27 protein-coding genes are annotated in these 19,040 nt (G+C 66.5%); 13 read left to right on the forward strand and 14 right to left on the reverse strand.

Going from position 1 to position 19,040, the window contains the following annotated elements; translation table 11 throughout:
• Positions 1 to 21 precede the first annotated feature (21 nt).
• The 3 genes from ACIBCN_RS07230 to ACIBCN_RS07240 all read right to left on the reverse strand — a co-directional run bounded on the left by ACIBCN_RS07230 (position 22) and on the right by ACIBCN_RS07240 (position 2,522).
• On the reverse strand, positions 22 to 1,122 hold the full coding sequence (locus tag ACIBCN_RS07230; RefSeq protein ID WP_396990618.1) for an ATP-binding protein: 1,101 nt from the start codon (positions 1,120 to 1,122) through the stop codon (positions 22 to 24).
• Positions 1,088 to 1,798, reverse strand: a complete 711-nt coding sequence (locus tag ACIBCN_RS07235) for a response regulator transcription factor (protein ID WP_396990619.1) — start codon at positions 1,796 to 1,798, stop codon at positions 1,088 to 1,090. The genes ACIBCN_RS07230 and ACIBCN_RS07235 overlap by 35 nt, the downstream gene beginning before the upstream one ends.
• Positions 1,799 to 2,114: 316 nt before the next feature.
• On the reverse strand, positions 2,115 to 2,522 hold the full coding sequence (locus tag ACIBCN_RS07240; RefSeq protein WP_396990620.1) for a hypothetical protein: 408 nt from the start codon (positions 2,520 to 2,522) through the stop codon (positions 2,115 to 2,117).
• A 230-nt stretch (positions 2,523 to 2,752) separates the two neighbouring features.
• Here ACIBCN_RS07240 and ACIBCN_RS07245 point away from each other — a divergent pair, with 230 nt between their 5' ends.
• The gene (locus ACIBCN_RS07245; RefSeq protein WP_396990621.1) at positions 2,753 to 3,019 is read left to right on the forward strand and encodes a hypothetical protein; all 267 of its coding nucleotides are present in this window, start codon (positions 2,753 to 2,755) and stop codon (positions 3,017 to 3,019) included.
• A gap of 20 nt (positions 3,020 to 3,039) precedes the next feature.
• Here the strand turns inward: ACIBCN_RS07245 and ACIBCN_RS07250 are convergent, their stop codons facing one another.
• From ACIBCN_RS07250 to ACIBCN_RS07265, 4 genes are all read right to left on the reverse strand, one after another.
• Positions 3,040 to 3,825 carry an RNA polymerase sigma factor SigF gene (locus ACIBCN_RS07250; protein ID WP_396990622.1) on the reverse strand — a complete coding sequence of 262 codons (786 nt, stop codon included), beginning with the start codon at positions 3,823 to 3,825 and terminating at the stop codon, positions 3,040 to 3,042.
• On the reverse strand, positions 3,815 to 4,246 hold the full coding sequence (locus ACIBCN_RS07255; RefSeq protein WP_396990623.1) for an ATP-binding protein: 432 nt from the start codon (positions 4,244 to 4,246) through the stop codon (positions 3,815 to 3,817). The genes ACIBCN_RS07250 and ACIBCN_RS07255 overlap by 11 nt, the downstream gene beginning before the upstream one ends.
• 177 nt (positions 4,247 to 4,423) lie before the next feature.
• Positions 4,424 to 5,098: a PAS and ANTAR domain-containing protein gene (locus ACIBCN_RS07260; protein ID WP_396991151.1), complete on the reverse strand. Its 675-nt coding sequence runs from the start codon at positions 5,096 to 5,098 to the stop codon at positions 4,424 to 4,426.
• A gap of 98 nt (positions 5,099 to 5,196) precedes the next feature.
• Positions 5,197 to 5,604, reverse strand: coding sequence for an STAS domain-containing protein (locus ACIBCN_RS07265; RefSeq protein ID WP_396990624.1), 408 nt, complete (start codon positions 5,602 to 5,604; stop codon positions 5,197 to 5,199).
• A 340-nt stretch (positions 5,605 to 5,944) separates the two neighbouring features.
• On the opposite strand from ACIBCN_RS07265, the gene ACIBCN_RS07270 reads away from it, so the two are divergent.
• Together ACIBCN_RS07270 and ACIBCN_RS07275 are read left to right on the forward strand one after the other, a co-directional pair.
• Positions 5,945 to 6,190 (forward strand): DUF6480 family protein, encoded by a 246-nt coding sequence (locus tag ACIBCN_RS07270; RefSeq protein ID WP_396990625.1) that lies wholly within the window; start codon positions 5,945 to 5,947, stop codon positions 6,188 to 6,190.
• 157 nt (positions 6,191 to 6,347) lie between these two features.
• Complete coding sequence (locus tag ACIBCN_RS07275) at positions 6,348 to 7,568, forward strand: glycosyltransferase (RefSeq protein ID WP_396990626.1); 1,221 nt, start codon at positions 6,348 to 6,350, stop codon at positions 7,566 to 7,568.
• A 10-nt stretch (positions 7,569 to 7,578) separates the two neighbouring features.
• Here ACIBCN_RS07275 and ACIBCN_RS07280 read toward each other — a convergent pair whose 3' ends face one another.
• Positions 7,579 to 8,079, reverse strand: a complete 501-nt coding sequence (locus ACIBCN_RS07280) for a DUF6328 family protein (RefSeq protein WP_396990628.1) — start codon at positions 8,077 to 8,079, stop codon at positions 7,579 to 7,581.
• Positions 8,080 to 8,272: 193 nt separating this feature from the next.
• Here ACIBCN_RS07280 and ACIBCN_RS07285 point away from each other — a divergent pair, with 193 nt between their 5' ends.
• The 6 genes from ACIBCN_RS07285 (at position 8,273) to ACIBCN_RS07310 (ending at position 11,483) form a co-directional block, all read left to right on the forward strand.
• The gene (locus tag ACIBCN_RS07285; RefSeq protein ID WP_396991152.1) at positions 8,273 to 8,992 is read left to right on the forward strand and encodes a metallophosphoesterase; all 720 of its coding nucleotides are present in this window, start codon (positions 8,273 to 8,275) and stop codon (positions 8,990 to 8,992) included.
• A 114-nt stretch (positions 8,993 to 9,106) separates the two neighbouring features.
• The gene (locus ACIBCN_RS07290) at positions 9,107 to 10,081 is read left to right on the forward strand and encodes a glycosyltransferase family 9 protein (RefSeq protein ID WP_396990629.1); all 975 of its coding nucleotides are present in this window, start codon (positions 9,107 to 9,109) and stop codon (positions 10,079 to 10,081) included.
• A gap of 65 nt (positions 10,082 to 10,146) precedes the next feature.
• Complete coding sequence (locus ACIBCN_RS07295) at positions 10,147 to 10,488, forward strand: hypothetical protein (RefSeq protein WP_396990630.1); 342 nt, start codon at positions 10,147 to 10,149, stop codon at positions 10,486 to 10,488.
• A 1-nt stretch (position 10,489) separates the two neighbouring features.
• Positions 10,490 to 10,951 (forward strand): hypothetical protein, encoded by a 462-nt coding sequence (locus ACIBCN_RS07300; protein ID WP_396990631.1) that lies wholly within the window; start codon positions 10,490 to 10,492, stop codon positions 10,949 to 10,951.
• A 2-nt stretch (positions 10,952 to 10,953) separates the two neighbouring features.
• Positions 10,954 to 11,271, forward strand: coding sequence for a hypothetical protein (locus tag ACIBCN_RS07305; RefSeq protein WP_396990632.1), 318 nt, complete (start codon positions 10,954 to 10,956; stop codon positions 11,269 to 11,271).
• Positions 11,272 to 11,321: 50 nt separating this feature from the next.
• Positions 11,322 to 11,483 (forward strand): hypothetical protein, encoded by a 162-nt coding sequence (locus tag ACIBCN_RS07310; protein WP_396990633.1) that lies wholly within the window; start codon positions 11,322 to 11,324, stop codon positions 11,481 to 11,483.
• On the opposite strand, the gene ACIBCN_RS07315 is transcribed toward ACIBCN_RS07310, so the two are convergent.
• A complete protein-coding gene (locus ACIBCN_RS07315) occupies positions 11,476 to 12,552 on the reverse strand; it encodes a P1 family peptidase (RefSeq protein WP_396990634.1) in 1,077 nt (358 codons plus the stop codon). The two genes, ACIBCN_RS07310 and ACIBCN_RS07315, sit on opposite strands and share 8 nt — an antisense overlap.
• A gap of 117 nt (positions 12,553 to 12,669) precedes the next feature.
• Between ACIBCN_RS07315 and ACIBCN_RS07320 the strand changes: the two genes are divergently transcribed.
• A complete protein-coding gene (locus ACIBCN_RS07320; RefSeq protein WP_396990635.1) occupies positions 12,670 to 14,181 on the forward strand; it encodes an FAD-dependent oxidoreductase in 1,512 nt (503 codons plus the stop codon).
• A gap of 21 nt (positions 14,182 to 14,202) precedes the next feature.
• Here the strand turns inward: ACIBCN_RS07320 and ACIBCN_RS07325 are convergent, their stop codons facing one another.
• Positions 14,203 to 14,727, reverse strand: coding sequence for an AAA family ATPase (locus ACIBCN_RS07325; RefSeq protein WP_396990636.1), 525 nt, complete (start codon positions 14,725 to 14,727; stop codon positions 14,203 to 14,205).
• 148 nt (positions 14,728 to 14,875) lie between these two features.
• On the opposite strand from ACIBCN_RS07325, the gene ACIBCN_RS07330 reads away from it, so the two are divergent.
• Entirely contained in the window at positions 14,876 to 15,334 is a 459-nt protein-coding gene (locus tag ACIBCN_RS07330) for a VOC family protein (protein WP_396990637.1), read from the forward strand.
• A gap of 15 nt (positions 15,335 to 15,349) precedes the next feature.
• Positions 15,350 to 15,967: an HAD family hydrolase gene (locus ACIBCN_RS07335; protein ID WP_396990638.1), complete on the forward strand. Its 618-nt coding sequence runs from the start codon at positions 15,350 to 15,352 to the stop codon at positions 15,965 to 15,967.
• A 34-nt stretch (positions 15,968 to 16,001) separates the two neighbouring features.
• On the opposite strand, the gene ACIBCN_RS07340 is transcribed toward ACIBCN_RS07335, so the two are convergent.
• The 3 genes from ACIBCN_RS07340 to ACIBCN_RS07350 all read right to left on the reverse strand — a co-directional run bounded on the left by ACIBCN_RS07340 (position 16,002) and on the right by ACIBCN_RS07350 (position 18,113).
• Complete coding sequence (locus ACIBCN_RS07340) at positions 16,002 to 16,223, reverse strand: hypothetical protein (RefSeq protein WP_396990639.1); 222 nt, start codon at positions 16,221 to 16,223, stop codon at positions 16,002 to 16,004.
• Positions 16,224 to 16,265: 42 nt separating this feature from the next.
• Positions 16,266 to 17,444 carry a hydroxylase gene (locus tag ACIBCN_RS07345; protein WP_396990640.1) on the reverse strand — a complete coding sequence of 393 codons (1,179 nt, stop codon included), beginning with the start codon at positions 17,442 to 17,444 and terminating at the stop codon, positions 16,266 to 16,268.
• A gap of 381 nt (positions 17,445 to 17,825) precedes the next feature.
• The gene (locus tag ACIBCN_RS07350; RefSeq protein WP_396990641.1) at positions 17,826 to 18,113 is read right to left on the reverse strand and encodes a muconolactone Delta-isomerase family protein; all 288 of its coding nucleotides are present in this window, start codon (positions 18,111 to 18,113) and stop codon (positions 17,826 to 17,828) included.
• A 235-nt stretch (positions 18,114 to 18,348) separates the two neighbouring features.
• On the opposite strand from ACIBCN_RS07350, the gene ACIBCN_RS07355 reads away from it, so the two are divergent.
• Positions 18,349 to 18,810, forward strand: a complete 462-nt coding sequence (locus ACIBCN_RS07355; RefSeq protein ID WP_396990642.1) for an NUDIX domain-containing protein — start codon at positions 18,349 to 18,351, stop codon at positions 18,808 to 18,810.
• A gap of 4 nt (positions 18,811 to 18,814) precedes the next feature.
• On the opposite strand, the gene ACIBCN_RS07360 is transcribed toward ACIBCN_RS07355, so the two are convergent.
• Positions 18,815 to 19,027, reverse strand: coding sequence for an SDR family oxidoreductase (locus tag ACIBCN_RS07360; RefSeq protein ID WP_396991153.1), 213 nt, complete (start codon positions 19,025 to 19,027; stop codon positions 18,815 to 18,817).
• Between the last annotated feature and the right edge of the window lie 13 nt (positions 19,028 to 19,040).

The following is a 19,040-nucleotide window of genomic DNA, read 5'->3' on the forward strand; positions in this document are numbered from 1 at the left end:
GTCGACTTCATTACGGTCGTGTTACGACTCGATTGCGTCGAGTCCCGGCAGGGTGACGACAAACCGGGCCCCGCCGCCCGGGCGATCGGCGCATTCGACCTGGCCACCGTGCTTGGCGACGGTCTCGGACACCAGCGCGAGGCCGATGCCGGTGCCCGTCGCGGAGCGCCGCCCGCTGCGCGCGGTCGCGAAACGTTCGAAGATGCGGACGCGGTCCAGCGGCGGCACGCCCGGCCCCGTGTCGTCCACCACGATCACCGCGTCGCGGCCACGCCGGTCCGCGGTGACCGCGACGACGCCACCGCCGTGCAGATCGGCATTGCGCAGCAGGTTGCCCACCGCACGCTCCAGCTCGAGCTTGCGGCCGCGCACCACCACGTCGTCGGCGATGGTCAGCAGGCCCGGCGGATACCGCCGCTCGGCGAGGGTGTGCGTCAGCAGATCGCGCACCGACAGCGGTTCCATGTCGCCGCGATGCATGCCCGCCTCGACCCGGGCCAAGGCCAGCAGATCGTCGAGCAGCCGCCGCAGATGGTCCACCTCGACGGTGACCAGTCCGAGCGCCCGCTGGGAACGTTCCGGCAGATCCGCGCTGTGTCGATTGAGCACGTCCACGCTGGCCATCAAAGTGGTTAGTGGCGTGCGCAATTCGTGACTGACATCGCCGAACAGCCGGTGCTCGCGCTCGATCCGGCGCTGCAGCGAGTCGACCATGCTGTTGAACGACTCCACCGTGGTGGCCAGATCCTGATCGCGGGTGGCGGCCAAGCGCAGATCCAGATCACCGGAGGCGATCTGAGCCGCCGCACCGGCCAGCTGATGCAGCGGCGTGAGCACCCGCCTGCTCGCCCACCAGCCGACGCCGGCGCCGATCAGCGTCACCACCACGGCACAGCCGATCAGCACATTGCGCAGCAGATTCAGATTCGACTGCAGATCGGTGCCGCCGGCCTGCGCGTGTTCGAGATAGCTGCGGCTGATAGTGAACACCGACACCACGAGCACCAGCGACATGAGCGCGGCGATCGCCGCGAACATGGCCGTCACCCGGCCGCGCAGACTCCAGCGTTTCGGATCGAACCAGCGCTCAGCGCTGAACATCGAGGCGATAGCCGAGCCCACGCACGGTTACCACAATGTGCGGATCGGACGGGTCCCGTTCGATCTTGGTGCGCAGCCTGCGCATGTGCACGTCGACGATCCGCTCGTCACCGAAAAACCCTTGGTCCCATACGCGTTCGAGCAGCACGGTACGACTGAGCACCCGGCCCGGCGCCTCGGCCAGCTCACACAGCAGCCGGAACTCGGTGAGCGTCAGCCGGATCTCCTCGTCGCCGCGACGGACAACGCCGCCGTCCTGCGCGAGCACCAGCGGGCTGTCCGGATCGGCGTCGAGCACCATCTCCTGCGGTGCGTCGCGCTCGACGGTGGACCGCGCGCGGCGGCGCACCGCACGCATGCGGGCGGTGATCTCCTTGATCTCGAACGGCTTCGTCACGAAATCGTCCGCGCCGGCTTCCAGCGCGGCCACCACATCGTGGGTATCGTCGCGGGCACTGACCACAATGATCGGCACGTCGTGCTCGCGACGGATCTCGCGAATGCAGTCGAAACCATCCATGCCGCCGAGCATCAGATCGACGATCATCACATCGGGAACACCGTTACTGCGCAGATGAGTGAGCGCGTCCTCGGCCTCTTCCGCCTCCTCGACGTCATAGCCTTCGTCTTCCATGGCGAGCCGCAGCGCACCACGGACCCTATCGTCATCTTCAACGATCATAAGGTTCGCGCTCAAATACCTATCCTTCGCAGACGCGCGGTACACGTCGCCGGTACGGAATTTCGCATCCCCATACCGACACGACATTCCGCTGTTCGAGCACCTTGCCGAAGCCACGATTACCCGAACAGACTGTTCGGTAAACGTCGACTGGACGCCCGATCAATAGCCGTTGAGCTCTGGCTACTCTCCACTCTTGCCCCCATCGCACCCGTTACGCAACCGTTACGTGATGCCTGACACATTGGCGCCACCAGCTGTTCATCGGCCTCGCCGCGATGGTGTATCGGAGCCCGTTCAGCGGGCGATTATCGACTCGAGCCGACCGAAATCAGCGATCCTCGCGAGTCGGGCGTTCCAGGCGATTGAAGTTGCTCGGTGTCCCGTCCGCGCGCCGATCCTGGTAGCGAAAATGCATATGCTTCGCGTCGAAGGCGGCGAACCAGTCGTCCCAATCCACCGGCCGCAGTACCGCGCCGCCGTAGCCCGGAAAATCGAAGCGCAACACCCGGAGTTGTCCGTCGTATTCGCTGCCCGGCATGGTCGCGGGGCGGGCACCGCGCCGCTCCGCCCACTGCCGGATGATGTCATGGTTCCTGGTAACCCGGGTGCGCTCCACATTCGCGGCGCGCAGCCGATCCAACCGCTGCTGCGACTGGATTTCTTGCGAGTACTTCGGCGACCTCGTGCTCCCCGATCCGGCGTACGGATTCCGGGTGCCTAGTCGGTGATCGTTCATCAACGAGCTCCTGAGCCATCGGCATCGTATGTCCGGTTCCCCTTCACGTACCCGACGTGAACTTCGTGCAAACCGGCTGCAGGTCACTCGGCTGTCGAATCAGGCGAAAGGTCTGGCGAAAAGCGCTGACCGGCAGTACGTGTGTGCGCCGAATCACTCGCGACGAGGTGGCGACCGCGGCCGATTCAGGAGCTCGCGGGTGGGTAACTCCCCCGCCGAGGAGGAATACGATGACCACTCCAGTGTCACCCGATCCGAGCCCGATTCCGTCGCCGCCGAATCCGGTCCCACCCGCGCCGAATCCGAATCCCGACCCGGTACCGCCGGTGCCGGGGCCCGACCCGGCGCCCGCTCCGCCGGACCCGATACCACCGGTTCCCGGGCCCGACCCGGCACCGGCCCCGCCGAGCCCCGGCGATCCAAGCCCGCTCCCGCCGGTGCCGGAACCCGGCGGGCCGTTCCCGCCGGCACAGCCGACGCCACCCAATCCGCTGTGAGCCACCGGTATTTCAGGCGCTCAGTCCCGTAATGCCTGCTCGCGCAGCTGATTCAGGGTGCGCGATAGAATCCGCGAGACGTGCATCTGGGAGACGCCGAGCACGTCCGCGATCTGGGTCTGCGTCTTGTTCTCGAAGAACCGCATGATCAGCACCTGACGCTCACGCTCGGGCAGCTCTTCGATCAGCGGCCGAACGGCGAGGTAGTCCTCCACCAGATGGTAGGAGGGCTCCTCTGCCCCAAGGCTTTCCAGCAGCGGCAGCGGCGCGTTCTCGATGTCGTCGCCGGCCACCGCGTCGATGGACGACGATTGATAGGCGTTGCCCGCGATCAGCGCCTGGGTGACCTCGACGAGGTCGACGTCCAATTCCGCGGCGATCTCCCTGGCCCGCGGTATCCGGCCGAGCCGCTGCGACAGCGCCTCCACCGTCGCGCCGATGCTGAGCTGAATCTCCTTGGTGCGCCGCGGCACTCGCACCGACCAGGTGTTGTCCCGGAAGTGCCTGCGCACCTCGCCCATGATGGTCGGCACCGCGAATGCCAGAAACGACGAGCCACGGGTGACGTCGAACCGGTCCGTCGCCTGCACCAAGCCGAGCCTGGCGACCTGCAGCAGATCATCGAAATTCTCACCGCGCCCGGCGAATTTACGCGCGATGTGCTCGGCGAGCGGCAGACAGCGCCGGATCAGCTCCTCGCGCATCGGCTCGCGCCGCGGGTCGTCCTCGGTCAGTGCGGCGATCTTCTCGAACAGCGGCTCGATATTGTCGTAGCTGTCGCCGCGTGATCTCGATTCACCCGCCATCCGAGGCCCCTCGTATCCAACTGAAGTCGACGACAGTCGGATACCCGGAAATCACGCCGTCGAACGGGGCCTGCGCGGCAGCGATCGAATGGGTCAGCGTGCGCACGATATGCCAGCCGAATCCGGCCTGTCCCACCACCGACTCCGTGGTGGTCACCGACGCGACATGGACGAACATCTGGTTGCTGTCATAGGTGAATTCGCAGTCGAGGGTGGAGCCGGGCACCGCGTCCAGGATCAGCGAGGTGGCGACCTCATCCAACGCGAGGCGGATGTCGGTGACCTCATCGAGCGCGAAATCGGCGATGAGGGCGACGGTCTCGGCGAGCGCGCGCAGCATCGTCAGCTGTTCCAGCTGCGCGGGGATTCGGACGCCGATAGTTGTTGTTTCCGTTGAGGATCGGGAAGTCCATTCCCCCATGCCCATCACCACCTTGCTCTCGCAGCCAACTCCGGAGACGACGTCGTTACTCGTCGATCCGAGTTCTTCCGGGCCGCCCGCTGCCCAACACCGCGACAGGCCAGGACTCCGAGGTCGCAGCGCTCCTCATCGGTACCGACGTACCCGCCGCGCCGCACCCGAAACGTGCGCGCGAGATCAGCTCGCGTCGATGCGCTGGTGCGCGGTGAGCAGCAGATGGTCGAACCGCGTACGTAATCCCACGGTCGAGCCGTTCAGCGAGCCCAGGTCGGTGACGAGGCGCGAAGCCAAGGTGCGCAGCTTGATGTTGGTCTCCTGCGAGCGCCAGCTGAGCACCCGGAACGCCTGTTCCGAGCTGACGCCGTAGACCAGCATCACCGCGCCTTTGGCCTGCTCGATCACCGCACGGGAAGCCCACAGTTCGGGCAACGCGTCGTCCAGGGCTTCCTGCCGATGGTGTTCGAGGGTGTCGGTCACGTCGATGTAATAGCCGGCGGTGCCCGCGACCTCGCCCTCGTCGTCGAACAGGTGGTCGGCGACGACGATGACGTGGTGGATGCCGCCCGAGGTGTCGATGATCCGGTGCCTGCTGGAGAACGGCTCGCCCTCATCGATGGACTTGGCCAGAGCGTTGGCCACCTGGGCACGATCTTCGGGGTGCTTGTGCGTCAGCAGCAGATCAGTGGTCGGTGTGACGCTGCCCGGCGAATAGCCGTGCATCGTCGCGACCTCGTCCGACCATTCCCACCGCTGATCGGCGAACCAGAAACGAAAACTACCGACACTCTGCGGTGTCCCTAATCCGATCACCCGGTCCAGCGCGAGGGAATCCTCGGGCTGGACCGGCCCCATTTCAGTCACAGCGCAAGTATCCATCGTAAACCAGCGCCACGCGACCAGATCAGCACTCGCCACGCCGGAATCGGCGACCCGGTGAAATCGGCCGCTCCTTACGCGTCCAGTGCCGCTTGCATCGACGGAAAGTGGCTGAATAGCTGGCGCACGCCGGAGACCTCGAGTGACCGTTCGATCGCCTGCCGACCGGCGACGATGCGCACATCAGTGCCGTCGCCCTCGGCGCGTTGTTTGACCGAGCCGAGTGCGTCGGCCGTTCGGAGACTGAGGAATCGCGCCGCGCGCAGATCGATCACCACGGCCCGGCAGTTCGAGCGGACCGCCCGTTCGATTGTGGCAAAGAATTGCGGCGACGCGGCCGCGTCCAATTCGCCTTCGACGCGGACTACCACGCATTCGTGGCGGCGGTCTACGCGTTGGGCCCAGGCGTGGCTGGCGTGGGGCCCCGAGCCGTTCTGGTGCACGCCTTCAGCGTGCTCATGCAGAGCGGAACTAACGGACATAACTGCGCCTCCCGTATAAGGGGGGAATTCCAGCTCTACGCGACAGGCTGGGTCGATGGGAGATAAGGGAGCGAACAACTGTCGCAACACTGCGAATTGGCTGCCGCTACGTTTCCATCGACCGGTTTTCGGCGGGTGTGGTGCGCCCTGCGTGGAACCGGGGTCGGCTGTAGTCTCAACCTTCCTATAGTGTCGCACGGTCCGTCGCCGATGTCACAAAGTCACGGGCGAGCCGCGGATAGCAGGCGCTGTTCAGTGGGGCGCGGGTGTCGTCTTTCCGTCATGCGAGCGCGCAAACCGGCGCCGGATTGCCGTTCCCGCCATCGGGTACGCCATATCCATGGATTCCGACCCGATCAAGGCCATGGACCCCGACCCGATGACCACCCCCGGCCTGGAGCCGGGCGGTGGCGTACCGCCCGGCTCCACTCCGCCGGAGACCGCACAGACGTCGGGCCTATCCGCGCCGGAGCCAGCCACCAGCCACCATTTCCCCGGTACCGGCGTCGCCGCGATGATCGCTACGGTGCTGCTCGTGGTCGTCTTCACCGCGGTCGCGGTCGGCATCATCGTGTCGATGTTCTGACCCTGTTCCGTATTACGCGGCGGGGTCAGTGGTTTCGTTCTCGCGCGCACGGGCATAACTGGGACATATCCGAATTCGACACATGTCACGCGATGCCTGGTCGCGGGCCCCGCGCAGCGCCGTGTGCCCGTCACCCGTAGTGAGAACGGAGCACGTCGTGAAGATTGCCATGGTTTCCGAACACGCCAGCCCGCTTACCGGGCTCGGCGGAACCACCGCGACCGGCCAGCACATCCACGTCGCGGAGTTGGCGGCGGCGTATGTGCGGCGCGGACACGACGTCACCGTGTACACCCGTCGCGAGGATCCGAAGCTTCCCGCGGAGGTCGTCACCGGTGCGGGCTACCGCGTGGTGCACGTGACCGCCGGTCCGGTCGAGCCGCTGCCGCGCGACCAAAGTTTGCCGTATCTAGGCGATTTCGGCAGCTACCTGCAACGCCAGTGGGGCCTCGACACCCCCGACATCGTGCACGCGCACTTCTGGATGTCCGGGCTCGCCGCGGAATTGGCCGCACGCGCACACGGGATTCCGGTGGTGGTCACCTTCCACGCACTCGGCACCGTGCGCCGCCGCCATCAGGGTCTGGCCGACACCAGCCCGCGCTCCCGAATCCGCTTCGAGCGGCTGATCGCCGGCCGCGCGGCGCATATCGTGGCGACCAGCTCGGACGAGGTGATGGAGCTGACCAGGATGGGCGTCCCCCGGTTCCGCATCTCGGTCGTGCCGAGCGGGGTCGACCTGTCTGCCTTCACCCCGGAGGGCCCGGCCGCCGATCGCAACCAACGACACCGCCTGCACCGCGTGCTCTCCGTCGGAAGGTTGGTGCCGCGCAAGGGATTCGACGTCGCGATCAAGGCGCTACAGGAACTGCCCGACACCGAATTGGTGATCGCGGGCGGACCGGTCGGCGACGATATCGAGGATGACGGCGAAGGCAGGCGACTGCGCAGGCTCGCAATGGAATACGGTGTGCAGGAACGGCTTCGGATGCTAGGACCGGTCCGTCGTGCCGATTTGCCGCGCTGGTATCGATCGGCCGACGTAGTACTCAGCACCCCGTGGTACGAGCCGTTCGGCATGGTCGCGCTGGAGGCGATGGCGTGCCGGAAACCGGTGGTGGCCACCGCGGTCGGCGGCCTGCTCGACACCATCGTCGACGGGGTCACCGGCAGGCTCGTCGCGCCGCCGGATCCGCTCACCGTGGCCAGGGCCGTCCGCCAGCTGCTCGAAGACAAGACCCTGCGCGACACCTGGGGCGCGGCCGGATATCAACGCGCCGCGAGCCGCTACGCCTGGGATCAGGTCGCCCTCGAGACGCTGACCGCCTATCACCGGGCCGCACCCGCGCACGCGGGGGAGGTCGTCTCGGCCCGCTGACGACGCGCCGTCACCGACCCTCGGGCTTGCTCGATCTACGCCAGCACAGCGGCGCGATCCACCACGCCACCAAGAACAGCACCGCGATCGTCACCCCGGCGACCACGCCACCGACCGTCCCGGCGACCATGCTCACCACTAGCACCATTGCCCCGGTCAGCGCGATACCGAGCAGGCCGACACCGGCGATCGCACACCGGTGCGCCGCGGCGACCACGTTGCCGAGACGATGCCGCCGGAACAGCATTCGATGCCAGGACACCGGCGCGACCAGGAACACCGTCGCCCCGATGGCGGCGCAGAGGGTGACCAGGTAGAGCAGCCGCAACGGGTGCGACAGCGTCCCGAACGTCGCCTGGAACGGCACGATCAGCAGTGCCGAGATGAGGAACTGCACCCCGGTCTGCACCACCCGCAGCTCCTGGATCAGCGTGCTCCAATTGCGGTCCAGTCGCTCGGTTTCGGTCTCGCCACGCGCATTGTGGTTCCAGGCTTCGTCACTGCTGGGCACGGGTGGTCCCCGTCTGCTCGATCGAGACGAGTCGGTCCCCGGTCATCTCCCACCGCCCTTTCCAGCACAGGCCGTTGCGCAGGAAAGCGGGTACCCGTTCACACCCCGATTAACCAGGTGCCCGCCGGGTAACCGCAGTGCGCGCCCGGACGTCGGCGTCCAGCCCCATCGAAGACGGAGAGAGTTGAGCCTCATGCGGATCGCGGCGATCGGCGATGTCCATTTCGGCACCGAATCCTCCGACCTGCTCCGGCCCGAGCTGCTCGAACTGCCGGGGCGGGCCGACGTTCTACTGCTGGCCGGCGACCTGACCAACCACGGCACCATGGACGAGGCGCGGGTGGTGGCGGCCGAATTCACCGATCTCGGCGTTCCGGTGGTCGCGGTGCTCGGCAACCACGATCACCACAGCGATGCCGAGGGCGAGATCGCGGCACTGCTGTGCGACCACGGCATCACCGTCCTGGAGGGCACCTCGGTCACCCTCGACGTCGACGGCCGGACGCTCGGCATCGCCGGAACCAAGGGCTTCGGTGGCGGCTTCGCAGGCAAGTGCGCGGGCATTTTCGGCGAGCGGCAGATGCGCGAATTCGCCGGGCACACGGCCGATCTCGCGGCCTCACTCGGCTCGGCGCTGGCGGAGCTGTGCACCGATGTCACCCTCGCCCTCACGCACTACTCCCCCGTCACCGACACCTTGCTCGGCGAGCCGGCCGAGCTGTACCCGTTCCTCGGGACCTATCTGCTCGGCGAGGCGATCGACGAGTCCGGCGCCGATCTCGCGCTGCACGGCCACGCGCACGCGGGTAGCGAACACGGAAAGACACCGGGTGGCGTCCCGGTGCGCAATGTCGCCCAGCCGGTGATCCACGCCGCCTATCGAGTCTACGAATTGGTGCCCGCCGCCACCTGATCATGGAGAGCGTGCGTTTCGGATTTCCCGACACGGGCACCCGGCCCTTATGGATGCGCCGACGACTGAAACGAATCCTCGCCCGACCGCCGCGCACCGGGCGTTGCCGACCCGATGACCGGGCACGTACTGGTGGCGCGCCTGGACAGCGCCGGCGATGTGCTCCTCGCCGGGCCCGCCGTGCGCGCCGTCGCACGCCGAGCCGATACGGTCACCTTTCTCGCCGGTCCGCGCGGTAGCTCGGCCGCCGCGCTGCTACCCGGCGTCGACCGGGTGCTGCAATTCGAGGCCGCCTGGGTCGAAGCCGACCCACCGGCGCTGACCGATGCGGCCGTGCGCGCCCTGATCGAATGTGTCCGCATGCTGGCGCCGGACGAGGCGCTGATCAGCACCTCGGCGCATCAGTCCCCGTTGCCGCTCGCGATGCTCCTGCGGATGGCGGGCGTGCCGCGAATCAGCGCGATCACCACCGACCACGCCGGATCGCTGCTCGATGTCCGGCATCGCGTGAACGACGATATGCCGGAACAGATTCGGGCGCTGTCGTTGGCCGTCGCGGCCGGCTATCCGCCCGGCAGCCACCGGCTGCGGGTGCGCGACGATCTGCCCGAGGTGGCCGAATTGACCGGCGGCCCAGGCTATGTCGTGCTGCACCCCGGCGCCACCGAGCCCGCCCGCCGGATGTCGGCACCGCGCAGCAGGCAGGTGGCGGCGGCGCTGGCCGAGGCGGGCCATCGGGTAGTGGTGACCGGAAGCGCGGCCGAGCGGTCGCTCACCGACGCCGTCGCCGGCGGTCACGCCCGCGATCTGGGCGGGGCCACCGACCTGGCCTGCTTCGCCGCCGTGCTGCGCGACGCCGACGCGGTGGTCGCCCCGAACACCGGCGCCGCCCCGCTGGCCGCGGCGGTGGCGACTCCCGTGGTTTCGCTGTTCGCACCCGTCGTCCCAGCCCGGCACTGGGCGCCCTACGGCGTACCGACCGTCGTGCTCGGCGATCAGCGCACACCGTGCGGGCGATACGGCCTGGACGCCATTCCGGACGTCGCGATCGTCTCCGCCACCGAGCAGGTGCTGCGCGCCACCGATTGATCCCCGGCTGGCCGGGTATGCGGTCGAATGCCCCCTCTTCGGTGGTAGGACCAGAAAGGATCCCCATGCTTCCCGGACCGGACGAGACGACCACGGGACACGGCGGTGCCGAGCACCACGGCCGCCCCGATGACAATTTCCCGGATTACACCCGGACCTCACGCGCCCACGTCGGGGAATCCATCGAGGACGCACGCAACTGGCCCGGCATCATTCTGGTCGCGATCGGCCTGGTCGGCCTGGGTCTGACGCTCACGGCGGCCGGCTACGGGTTCGAAGGCTGGGTCATCATCGGCGCCATCGCGACCGTGGTGTGCATCGCGCTCGGTATTTTCCTGGTGGTCCTCGAGCATCGTCGGCTGAAGCAGCGTGAGGGCTTGGACCTCACCGATCAGGCAGGTCATTGAGATGACCCGAGATCGCCATCGGCCGATGCTGCGCGCACTGCTGATCACCGGCGCGCTCGCCGCCGCCCCGCTGATCGCCGCGTGTTCGAGCAACGATAAGGACCCGGCGGCCCCGGCCACCGCGACGAACAGCACCATCGTTTTCTCGATGCCCTCGACCACGGCCCAGGTGCCCGATCCCGACAAGCAGATTTCCGGCGCGGCGGCCAAACAGTTGTGCGACATGATGCGCCCGGACATCGACAAGTGGCACACCGAAGGCGCGGCCCTCGGCCGAGTCGCCTTCAACGGCACCGTACAGAACTGGGCCGCCCGCAACGGTGGCCTCAACGACACGGTGATCAAGGACCGTGGCGTCATCGACCAGATCACCGAACAGAACTGTCCCGATGTGCGGCAGCAGGCACTCGAGGCGCTCGACACCGCTGACCTTGCCAGTGCCCTTGTCGGATTCGGAGGCTGACCATGATCAAGACCATCAAGTTCTTCACGTTTGTGCTCATCGCGGCGTTCTTCGTCGGCGGCTGTGGTGATGAGCCGAAGAAGATCGTCAACAAGGGCGGTAGCACGCCGTGCAGCGAGTTCTCGGCGCAGGATCCCGACAAGCAACGGATCACCGTCACCAAGTTCCTGGAACAGGAACGCAACAATGACGCGCCGGCCACCAATGACGGGACCACCGACGCGGCCATCGCCTCGATCAAGTTGATGTGCGCGGCACAGGCGAACCCGGACACCCCGATCAACAAGGCCGATCTGACCGGCATCCTGGTCCCGAAGTAAATCGCAGTCGAACGAGGGCGAACATGACATCGCGTCACTACAGAAACGTCGTGGAACTCCTTGTTCTGCAACACAACCGGATGCGTGAGCTACTCGACGACCTGCAGTCGACGGCGGGACCCGACCGCAGGGAGTCGTTCGAAGAGCTGGCGCGCTGGCTCGCCGTGCACGAGGCCACCGAGGCGGAATTGATGGCGGACACCGTCAACTAGCGGTGAGCAGCCGCAGCACCTGATCCACCGGCAGCGCCGGTGAGCGATGACCGCCGCGGCCGATCATCGTCTCGCCGGCGAAGAGTGCGTTGACCACGGCTTCCTCGACCACGTGCACAACCGCGTCGTAGAACGGGTTGAGTTGACCCCACGGGATGAATGTCAGTTGTTCGTACGGGGTTTCGGCATTCGGGAAGGTGCTGGTGAGCGCGCCCTCGTTGGCGGTGGAGAAAGCGAGGAAGATGTCGCCGGAGAAGTGCGAGCCGCTGGTTCCGGTGCGGGCCAAGCCGAGTGGCACCCGGCGGGTCAACGCGGTCAGCTGGCCGGGCAGCAGCGGCGCGTCCGTCGCGATGACGACGATGACCGAGCCGGAGCCCGACGGTGGACTCCACTCCTCCAGCGGATTGTCTTCGGCCAGTAACGGGCCGAGCGGGACGCCGCTGATCGTCAGTTCTTTGCGGGAGCCGAAATTCGCCTGCACGAACGCGCCGACCGTGTAGGTATCTTTACCGTAATCGACTCGGCGAGACGCGGTTCCGCTGCCGCCCTTGAAGCCGTAACAGTTCATGCCGGTGCCGCCGCCGACGCTGCCCTCGGCGATGGGTCCGCTCGCCGCGGCATCGATCGCGGCCACCGCGTCGGCGGAGGTGACATGGGTGCCGTTGATGTCGTTGAGATAGCCGTCCCAGGTCTCGGCGACCACCGGAAGTGACCAGTCGTCGGGCAATTCGGGAAACGCGCCGATCAGCCAGTCGATGATCCCGCGATGGCAGGTGCCGACCGCATGAGTGTTGGTGATGAGGATCGGCAGTGCCAGCGAACCCGTTTCGGTGAGCCAGGTGGTTCCGGTCATCTCACCGTTGCCGTTGAGCGAATACCAGCCTGCCGCACAGGGTGTGAATACCCGATCGCGGCCGCGCGGCAGGATCGCCGTCACGCCGGTGCGCACGTCCTCGCCCCGGATGAGGGTGGTGTAGCCGACCTCGACACCGGGGACGTCGGTAATCGCGTTCAATTCGCCCGTGGCTCCAGGGAATTGCAGCCCATACTCCCTTGCGCGCACATTCATGGGATGATCTTAGGCAAGGAAACGGTCTTCCGCTCGGAAACTTCTACGGTTCAGATACTCGATTTCCGTACAACAACCGGCGGGTTTGCCGAACCACACACCGGCTATGCCGTGGTTATGACGTCACTTTGGTTGAACGACGCAGAGATCCCGGCACGTCTGCGATTAACGCCAGGATCGCGCTTCGACACCGTCGTGATCGGCGGCGGCCTCACCGGCCTGATCACCGCGCTGCTGCTGGCGGAGAACGGCGTCGAGGTGGCGGTGGTCGAAGGCCGACGGGTCGGCGCGGGCACCACCGGCGCCACCACCGGAAAGATCAGCCTGCTGCAGGGAACTCGGGCCCAGCAGATTCGCCGGCGACATACCGCGGGCACGGTGCGCGACTATGTCGCGGCGAATCGTGATGGGCAGCAATGGTTGTTGCGGTTCTGCGCGGAACACGGGGTGCCGGTGCAGCATGCCGCCGCGCTCACCTATGCGCAGTCGGCGGCCGAAATCGGCAAGGTGCGTGCGGAATTCGAGGCGACGAAGGAGGCGGGGCTGGCCACCGAGCTGGTGGCGAAGTTGGACGTGCCGTTCCCGTCGCACGGCGCGGTGCGGCTCGACGATCAGGCTCAGGTCGATCCGATGGCCACGCTGGCCGCGCTCGCCGCCGAGGTCGAATCGCATGCCGCGCCGATCTATGAGTCGACGATGGTGCGCGGGGTGCGCGATGGGGTGAACGGCGACCTCACGGTGGAGACCGAGCACGGTGATCTCGGTGCGGGGACCGTCGTGTTGACCACGGGCACACCGATACTCGATCGCGGCGGGTTCTTCGCACGACTGACGGCGCAGCGGTCCTATCTTGCCGCCTTTCGCGTGGACGAGCCGTTTCCGCGGGACATGTACCTCAGTGCAGGACAACCCACTCGCTCACTGCGGTACGCGCCGACGCCGGAGGGCGACGTGCTGCTCGTCGGCGGGAACGGGCACGTCGTCGGACGCACCAGGTCGGAACGCGAGAAGGCCGACGAGCTGCTGCGCTGGACGCGAACCTGGTTCCCCACAGCGGAACCCATGCAGGAGTGGTCGGCTCAGGACTACTCGCCGGTCGGCGAACTGCCCTACGTCGGTCCGCTGTTGCCCGGACGGGACAAAATTCTGGTCGGCACCGGATACGCGAAATGGGGCCTCACCAACGGTGTTGCCGCCGCCTTGGCGCTGGCCGGGCGCATCACCGGTAAGCCGCCGAGTTGGAGCGGCGCGCTGGCCAGTTGGCGGCCGGGCGAACTCAAGGCGCTGCCGTCGGCCACCCGCACGAATAGTGCGGTGGCCCAACAACTCACGGCCGGATGGTTACGCATGGCCACCCACACCTCCGATCAGGCGCCCGCGGAGGGGTGCGGCACGGTCGAACGACGGGGTGTGCGCCCCACCGCTACCTGCACGGTCGACGGCACCACCACCGAATTGTCCGCCGTGTGCCCGCACCTCTACGGCATCGTCCGCTGGAACGATGCCGAACGCTCCTGGGATTGTCCGCTGCACGGTTCCCGCTTCGCGCCCGACGGCACTGTTCTCGAAGGGCCTGCCACCAAACCACTCACCCCGCTGAGCCCGCCGCATACGCACGACCTGGCCTAGCAAGTTCCTGCCGCGGGGTCGCTACGTCAGCGGCTGCGCGCGGGTCAATATCTCATCGACCGTCTGCTGGACGGTGAGATACGAAGTGTCCAGCCACAATCCGATTCGCGGCGTGCTCTGCCACAACGCCGCGTCCAGCTCCGCGACGCTGAACGCCCCATAGGCATGCTTGCCCCGCCCCGCCTCCCGAGCGGCAACAATGTCCGGCCGCGGCGCGAGCACCACCACGAACAGCGGCCGCGTCTCGATCTGATCGATGGTGTACTGCAACAACTCCCCGAGCACCGTGTCCTGCACGACCGCCGTAAACCCCTCCGCCGCATAGGCATCGGCGGCCTTCGCGGCCAGCCGATGCCGCAGGCACAGCTGCCGGAGCGCCTCCTGCGACGGCTCCTGACTCATCTCCTCCCGGCCCCCGACCACAAAGCGCCGGAACGTATCTCCCCGCACATGCGCCGACCGAGGCAACCGCTCGGCCAGCGCCTGCGCCACCGTCGACTTCCCAGCCGCCTGAATGCCGGAGATGAGGTAGACCGAAGGTGTCATGGCGATCATGATTGCACTCGAGGCAACAGAGTGCCCGCCGACATCCAAAACGGCCGCCGTTCCCCCGAATACGCGCGACCATCCCTAATATGGAGTACTGCGGCGCCGTAACGGCATCTCGGCATCGCCGAAGTGGTTCGATAGGGCGATGGCAGTCGATCCGATTCCCCCCGGCCAGCACAGTCTGACGGCGTACTTGGCCGTCGAAGACGCGCGCGCGGCAATCCAGTTCTACACAGACGCCTTCGGCGCCGTCGAGCTCTACCGCGGCGAATCTCCCACCGGCCGCATCGATCACGCGGAGCTGAGGATCGGCGACTCATCCCTGGTCCTCACCGAACCGTCCGAAGGCAACCCCCTGGTCACCGCGGGCCAGCCCGGAACATCGGTGGGCCTGCGCCTCTACATCGACAACGTCGACAAACACTTCGCCCGAGCCCTGCAACTCGGCGCCCGCCAGTTCAGCCCCGTCAAAGACCTCTTCTACGGCGACCGCAGCGGCACCCTGGTCGACCCCTTCGGCCACGTCTGGATCATCTGCACCCGCACCGAAAACCTCACCGTCGAGGAAATCCAGGAGCGGGCCAAGAAGTTGTACGGCGGATAGATCGGGGCCTCTACAGTGGAGCGGCATGGGGTACGTGCGGTTCTGTTCGACATCGGTGGGGTCCTCGAAATCACGCCGCCGATGACCTTCCTCGCCGATTGGGTGCGTCGACTCGGGTTGTCGGCCAATGAGATCGGGCCGTCGTTGTTCGACATCTGGGCGGCGGGAGAGCTCGGCAGAGTCACCAACGCACAGGTGGGTGAGGCGATCCGGATTGGTCTGGCCATCGATCAGACGGTCACCGACGCGGTAATCGCCGACATGTGGACACAGTATCTCGGGGTCGCCAACACCGAACTGATCGAGTATCTCGGCGGATTACGTCCGCGGTACCGAACCGGCCTGGTGAGCAACAGCTTCGTCGGCGCGCGCGAACGCGAAAGAGCCGCATACGGTTTCGAGCACCTGGTCGACGACATCGTCTACTCCCACGAGGTCGGCATGACCAAACCCGACCCCCAGATCTACCTCCTGGCCTGCGCGCGCCTGGACGTCGCCCCTTGCGAGACCGTTTTCGTAGACGACGCGGAGGTAGCGGTGGCCGGAGCGGAGTCCGTCGGGATCACCGCGATCCACCACCTGAACAACGCGTCCACCATCTCGGCGCTGGACACGTTGCTGGCGAAGGAATAGACGCCCTTCGATCGAAGTGGTCCGGTCGAACCCTCTAGGTGGGTTCGCCGAGCCACTCTCCCGGCAAGCGGTTGTACACCTGCGGTATGTCCTCGGCTGGGCATCCGCGAGTGAGTTCGACGTACACATCGCCCCATCGGGTGGGAATGATCAAGTGCTCGAACTGGTCGAGCTCGGTGTCGCAAAACCGTTGGAGCAGCATGAAGAATTGGCGCAGCTCCGCTTCTGTCATGGACCGGCCGGAGGTGTCTGCCATGTCGGAAGTCTAGTTTCGTGGGAGCGCAGGCCGTGGGGTCGATCAGATCATCGAGCGGTGGATTCCCTGCGGCTCACCGCCGAGTTGGGTCAGTGCCGACGAATGGAAGATCGAGCCCGGGACGTGGATGGCGTGGGACAGTCCCGCGTGCGCGTCGCGCCAGAACCGTTGCAGCGGCGTCTTCATTTGCAGCGCGCCGCCGCCCGAGCGGGCGAAGATTTCGTCCACGGCGCGGACGACCCGCCATGCGGCGGCGGTTTGGGTGCGGCGACCGATCGCGCGCATTTCGAAGGTGACGTCCTGTCCTCGCTCGACCATGTCCCAGAACCGGTCCACCGTTTCGAGGATCGCGGCCCGCGACGCCGCGATCTCGGCGGCAGCGTCACCGATCGCGTACAGCACGTACGGATCTTCTTTGATCGCGACGCCAGTGATCGCCACCCGCGATTTTTGTGCGGCGATGTGACATGCCAACGCGCCCTCGGCAATTCCGATCAGCGACGAGGTGATGCCGAGCGGAAAGATGCACGAGAACGGGAAGTTGTAGAGCGTTTCGGTGCGTCCCGCGTCCTTCGGCGCGGTGCCATCGAACACCTTCGCGGCGTCGATGGTGCGATACGCCGGAACGAACGCGTCCTTGACGATCAGATCCTTACTCCCGGTCCCGCGCAGCCCGACGACGTCCCAACTCTCCTGATCGATCTCATAGTCGCTGCGCGGCAACAACACATGCATCGTCTGCGGCGGCATCAACCGCTTACCCTGCTCGTCGCCGACGGCCGCGCCGATCATCACCCACTGACAATGATCTGTGCCGGACGAGAACGACCAGCGCCCATTGAGCAGATACCCGCCGTCCACCGGCTTCGCGACCCCCATCGGCGCGTACGGCGACGCCATCCACGTATCCGGATCCCGCCCCCACACCTCGTCCTGTGCCTTGGTGTCGAAAAACGCCAGCTCCCACGGATGCACGCCGACAATCCCGGTAACCCAACCGGCAGCACCGTCCATCGCCCCGATCGCCATCGTGGTCTCCGCGAACTCCCGCGGATGCACCTCGAGCCCCCCATACTGCTTCGGCTGCAACATCCGAATCGCCCCGCTAGCCCGCAGCCGACCCGCCGTCCCCTCAGCCAACCGCATCAGCTTGTCCCCCTCAGCACCAGCCGCCCGGATCTCCTCCGCATGCTGCTCGACCCGATCCAGAACCTCTCCCATGATGTACCCCATCCACACTGATCGTCCGCGACTTCCAAACTAGAACACGTTCCATTATGCGTGCAGCAAAACGCCCATCACGAGCGGGCATATCCACCTGGATAGTTCGGCTACGAAGCGCAGGACGCGACCGCGAAGACCAACTGGCCATGCGATCACAGCGAACCGGTGCCGCCGACCTCCGGAACTGCGGATTCAACAGTGACCCCGACCTGCCACGCTGAATGATGGTCAACGCGAGGTTCTGGCCCGACGATCCGGCTGCGGCCGCGGCGATGCGCTGTGGTGAAACCTGTTGACATACAGGGGGATTCACAGAGCCTGCGTACCCCTCACAGGCACCTGGCGCCTGGTGGAAGGTGTGGGGGGCTGTGGGATCGGTTAGCGGCCCGGGTCGTTGGGGTGGGGTTGCAGGGGGGTGATGGTGAAGGTCATCCAGGCTCGTAGGGGGAGGGAGTCGAGGACGTTGGTGCGGAGGTCGGCTTCGTCGGTGGCGCGCCAGAGGCCGATGCTGCGGAGTTCGTCTACTGGGCGCCAGAGGCGGCCCAGGTTGCCGGTGGCGGCGAGTTCTTTGGCTCGGACTGCTTCGGCGGCGCGTCGGGCGTCGACGTCGGCTGGGTCGGTGCCGTCGGGGATGGTGGTGGTGATTTCGACGAGGAATTCCTGCATGCCTTGCTCCGTTCGGTGATTGTGCTCGGCCCGGTCCGCGGGTGGCATCGTTGCGGCGCGAAACAGCGTTGCGCTAATCGTGCGCCCGGGTCCGATGTGTCCACAACGTCCGGTTGCCGTGAAGATCGCCCGGCTGCCGGGACGACGTACCGGTCTTTGGTGGCTACGATCGAGCCAATATCGCGGTCCTGGCCTTGCGCGACGGCCGTTTGCCCGAATCTGATCAGGAGACCAGTTGACGTTCCGCAGTGTGGTCGGTGTGCAGCTGTTGATGAGCCGGGGCGAACGTGTGTTGCTTGCGCGCCGGCGGAACACCAGTTTCGGGGACGGGGAGTGGAATGCTCCCGGGGGCAGGCTCGATGACGGGGAGGATGTGCTCACCGCGGTCATTCGCGAGGCCGAGGAAGAGATCGGGGTGCGGGTCGATCGCGAGGACGTGCGGATGGTGGCGTCGATGCACATCCAGTCCCCGCCAGGACAGGCGCTGATCGTGTTCGTCTTCCACACCGACACCTGGTCCGGCGAACCGCGCAACCTCGAACCCGACCGCTGTTCGGACCTGCGCTGGTTCGCCTTCGACGACATTCCGGACGAAACGATCCTCAGCACCCGCGCCGGCATCGACATGTTCCGGCGCAAGCAGCATTTCGGGCTGTACGGCTGGCCAGAGCACGCGTCGCTCGGCGCCAAGAACTGACAGCTCAGAGCAGCGTTCCACCGCTGGCGTCGATGTAGGACCCGGTGATCCAGCGGGAGTCGTCGGAGGCGATGAACGCGACGACGTCGGCAATATCGGAGACCTCGCCGACCCGGTTGAAGGTGGACCACGCGGACATTTCGGCGACGGTATCGGGGTCGTCGAAGACCGGGTCGCCATTGTTGGTGACGCCCGGCGCGACGGTGTCGATGGTTATCCCGCGCGGCGCG

Source organism: Nocardia sp. NPDC051052, from assembly GCF_044456045.1.
Classification (GTDB): domain Bacteria; phylum Actinomycetota; class Actinomycetes; order Mycobacteriales; family Mycobacteriaceae; genus Nocardia.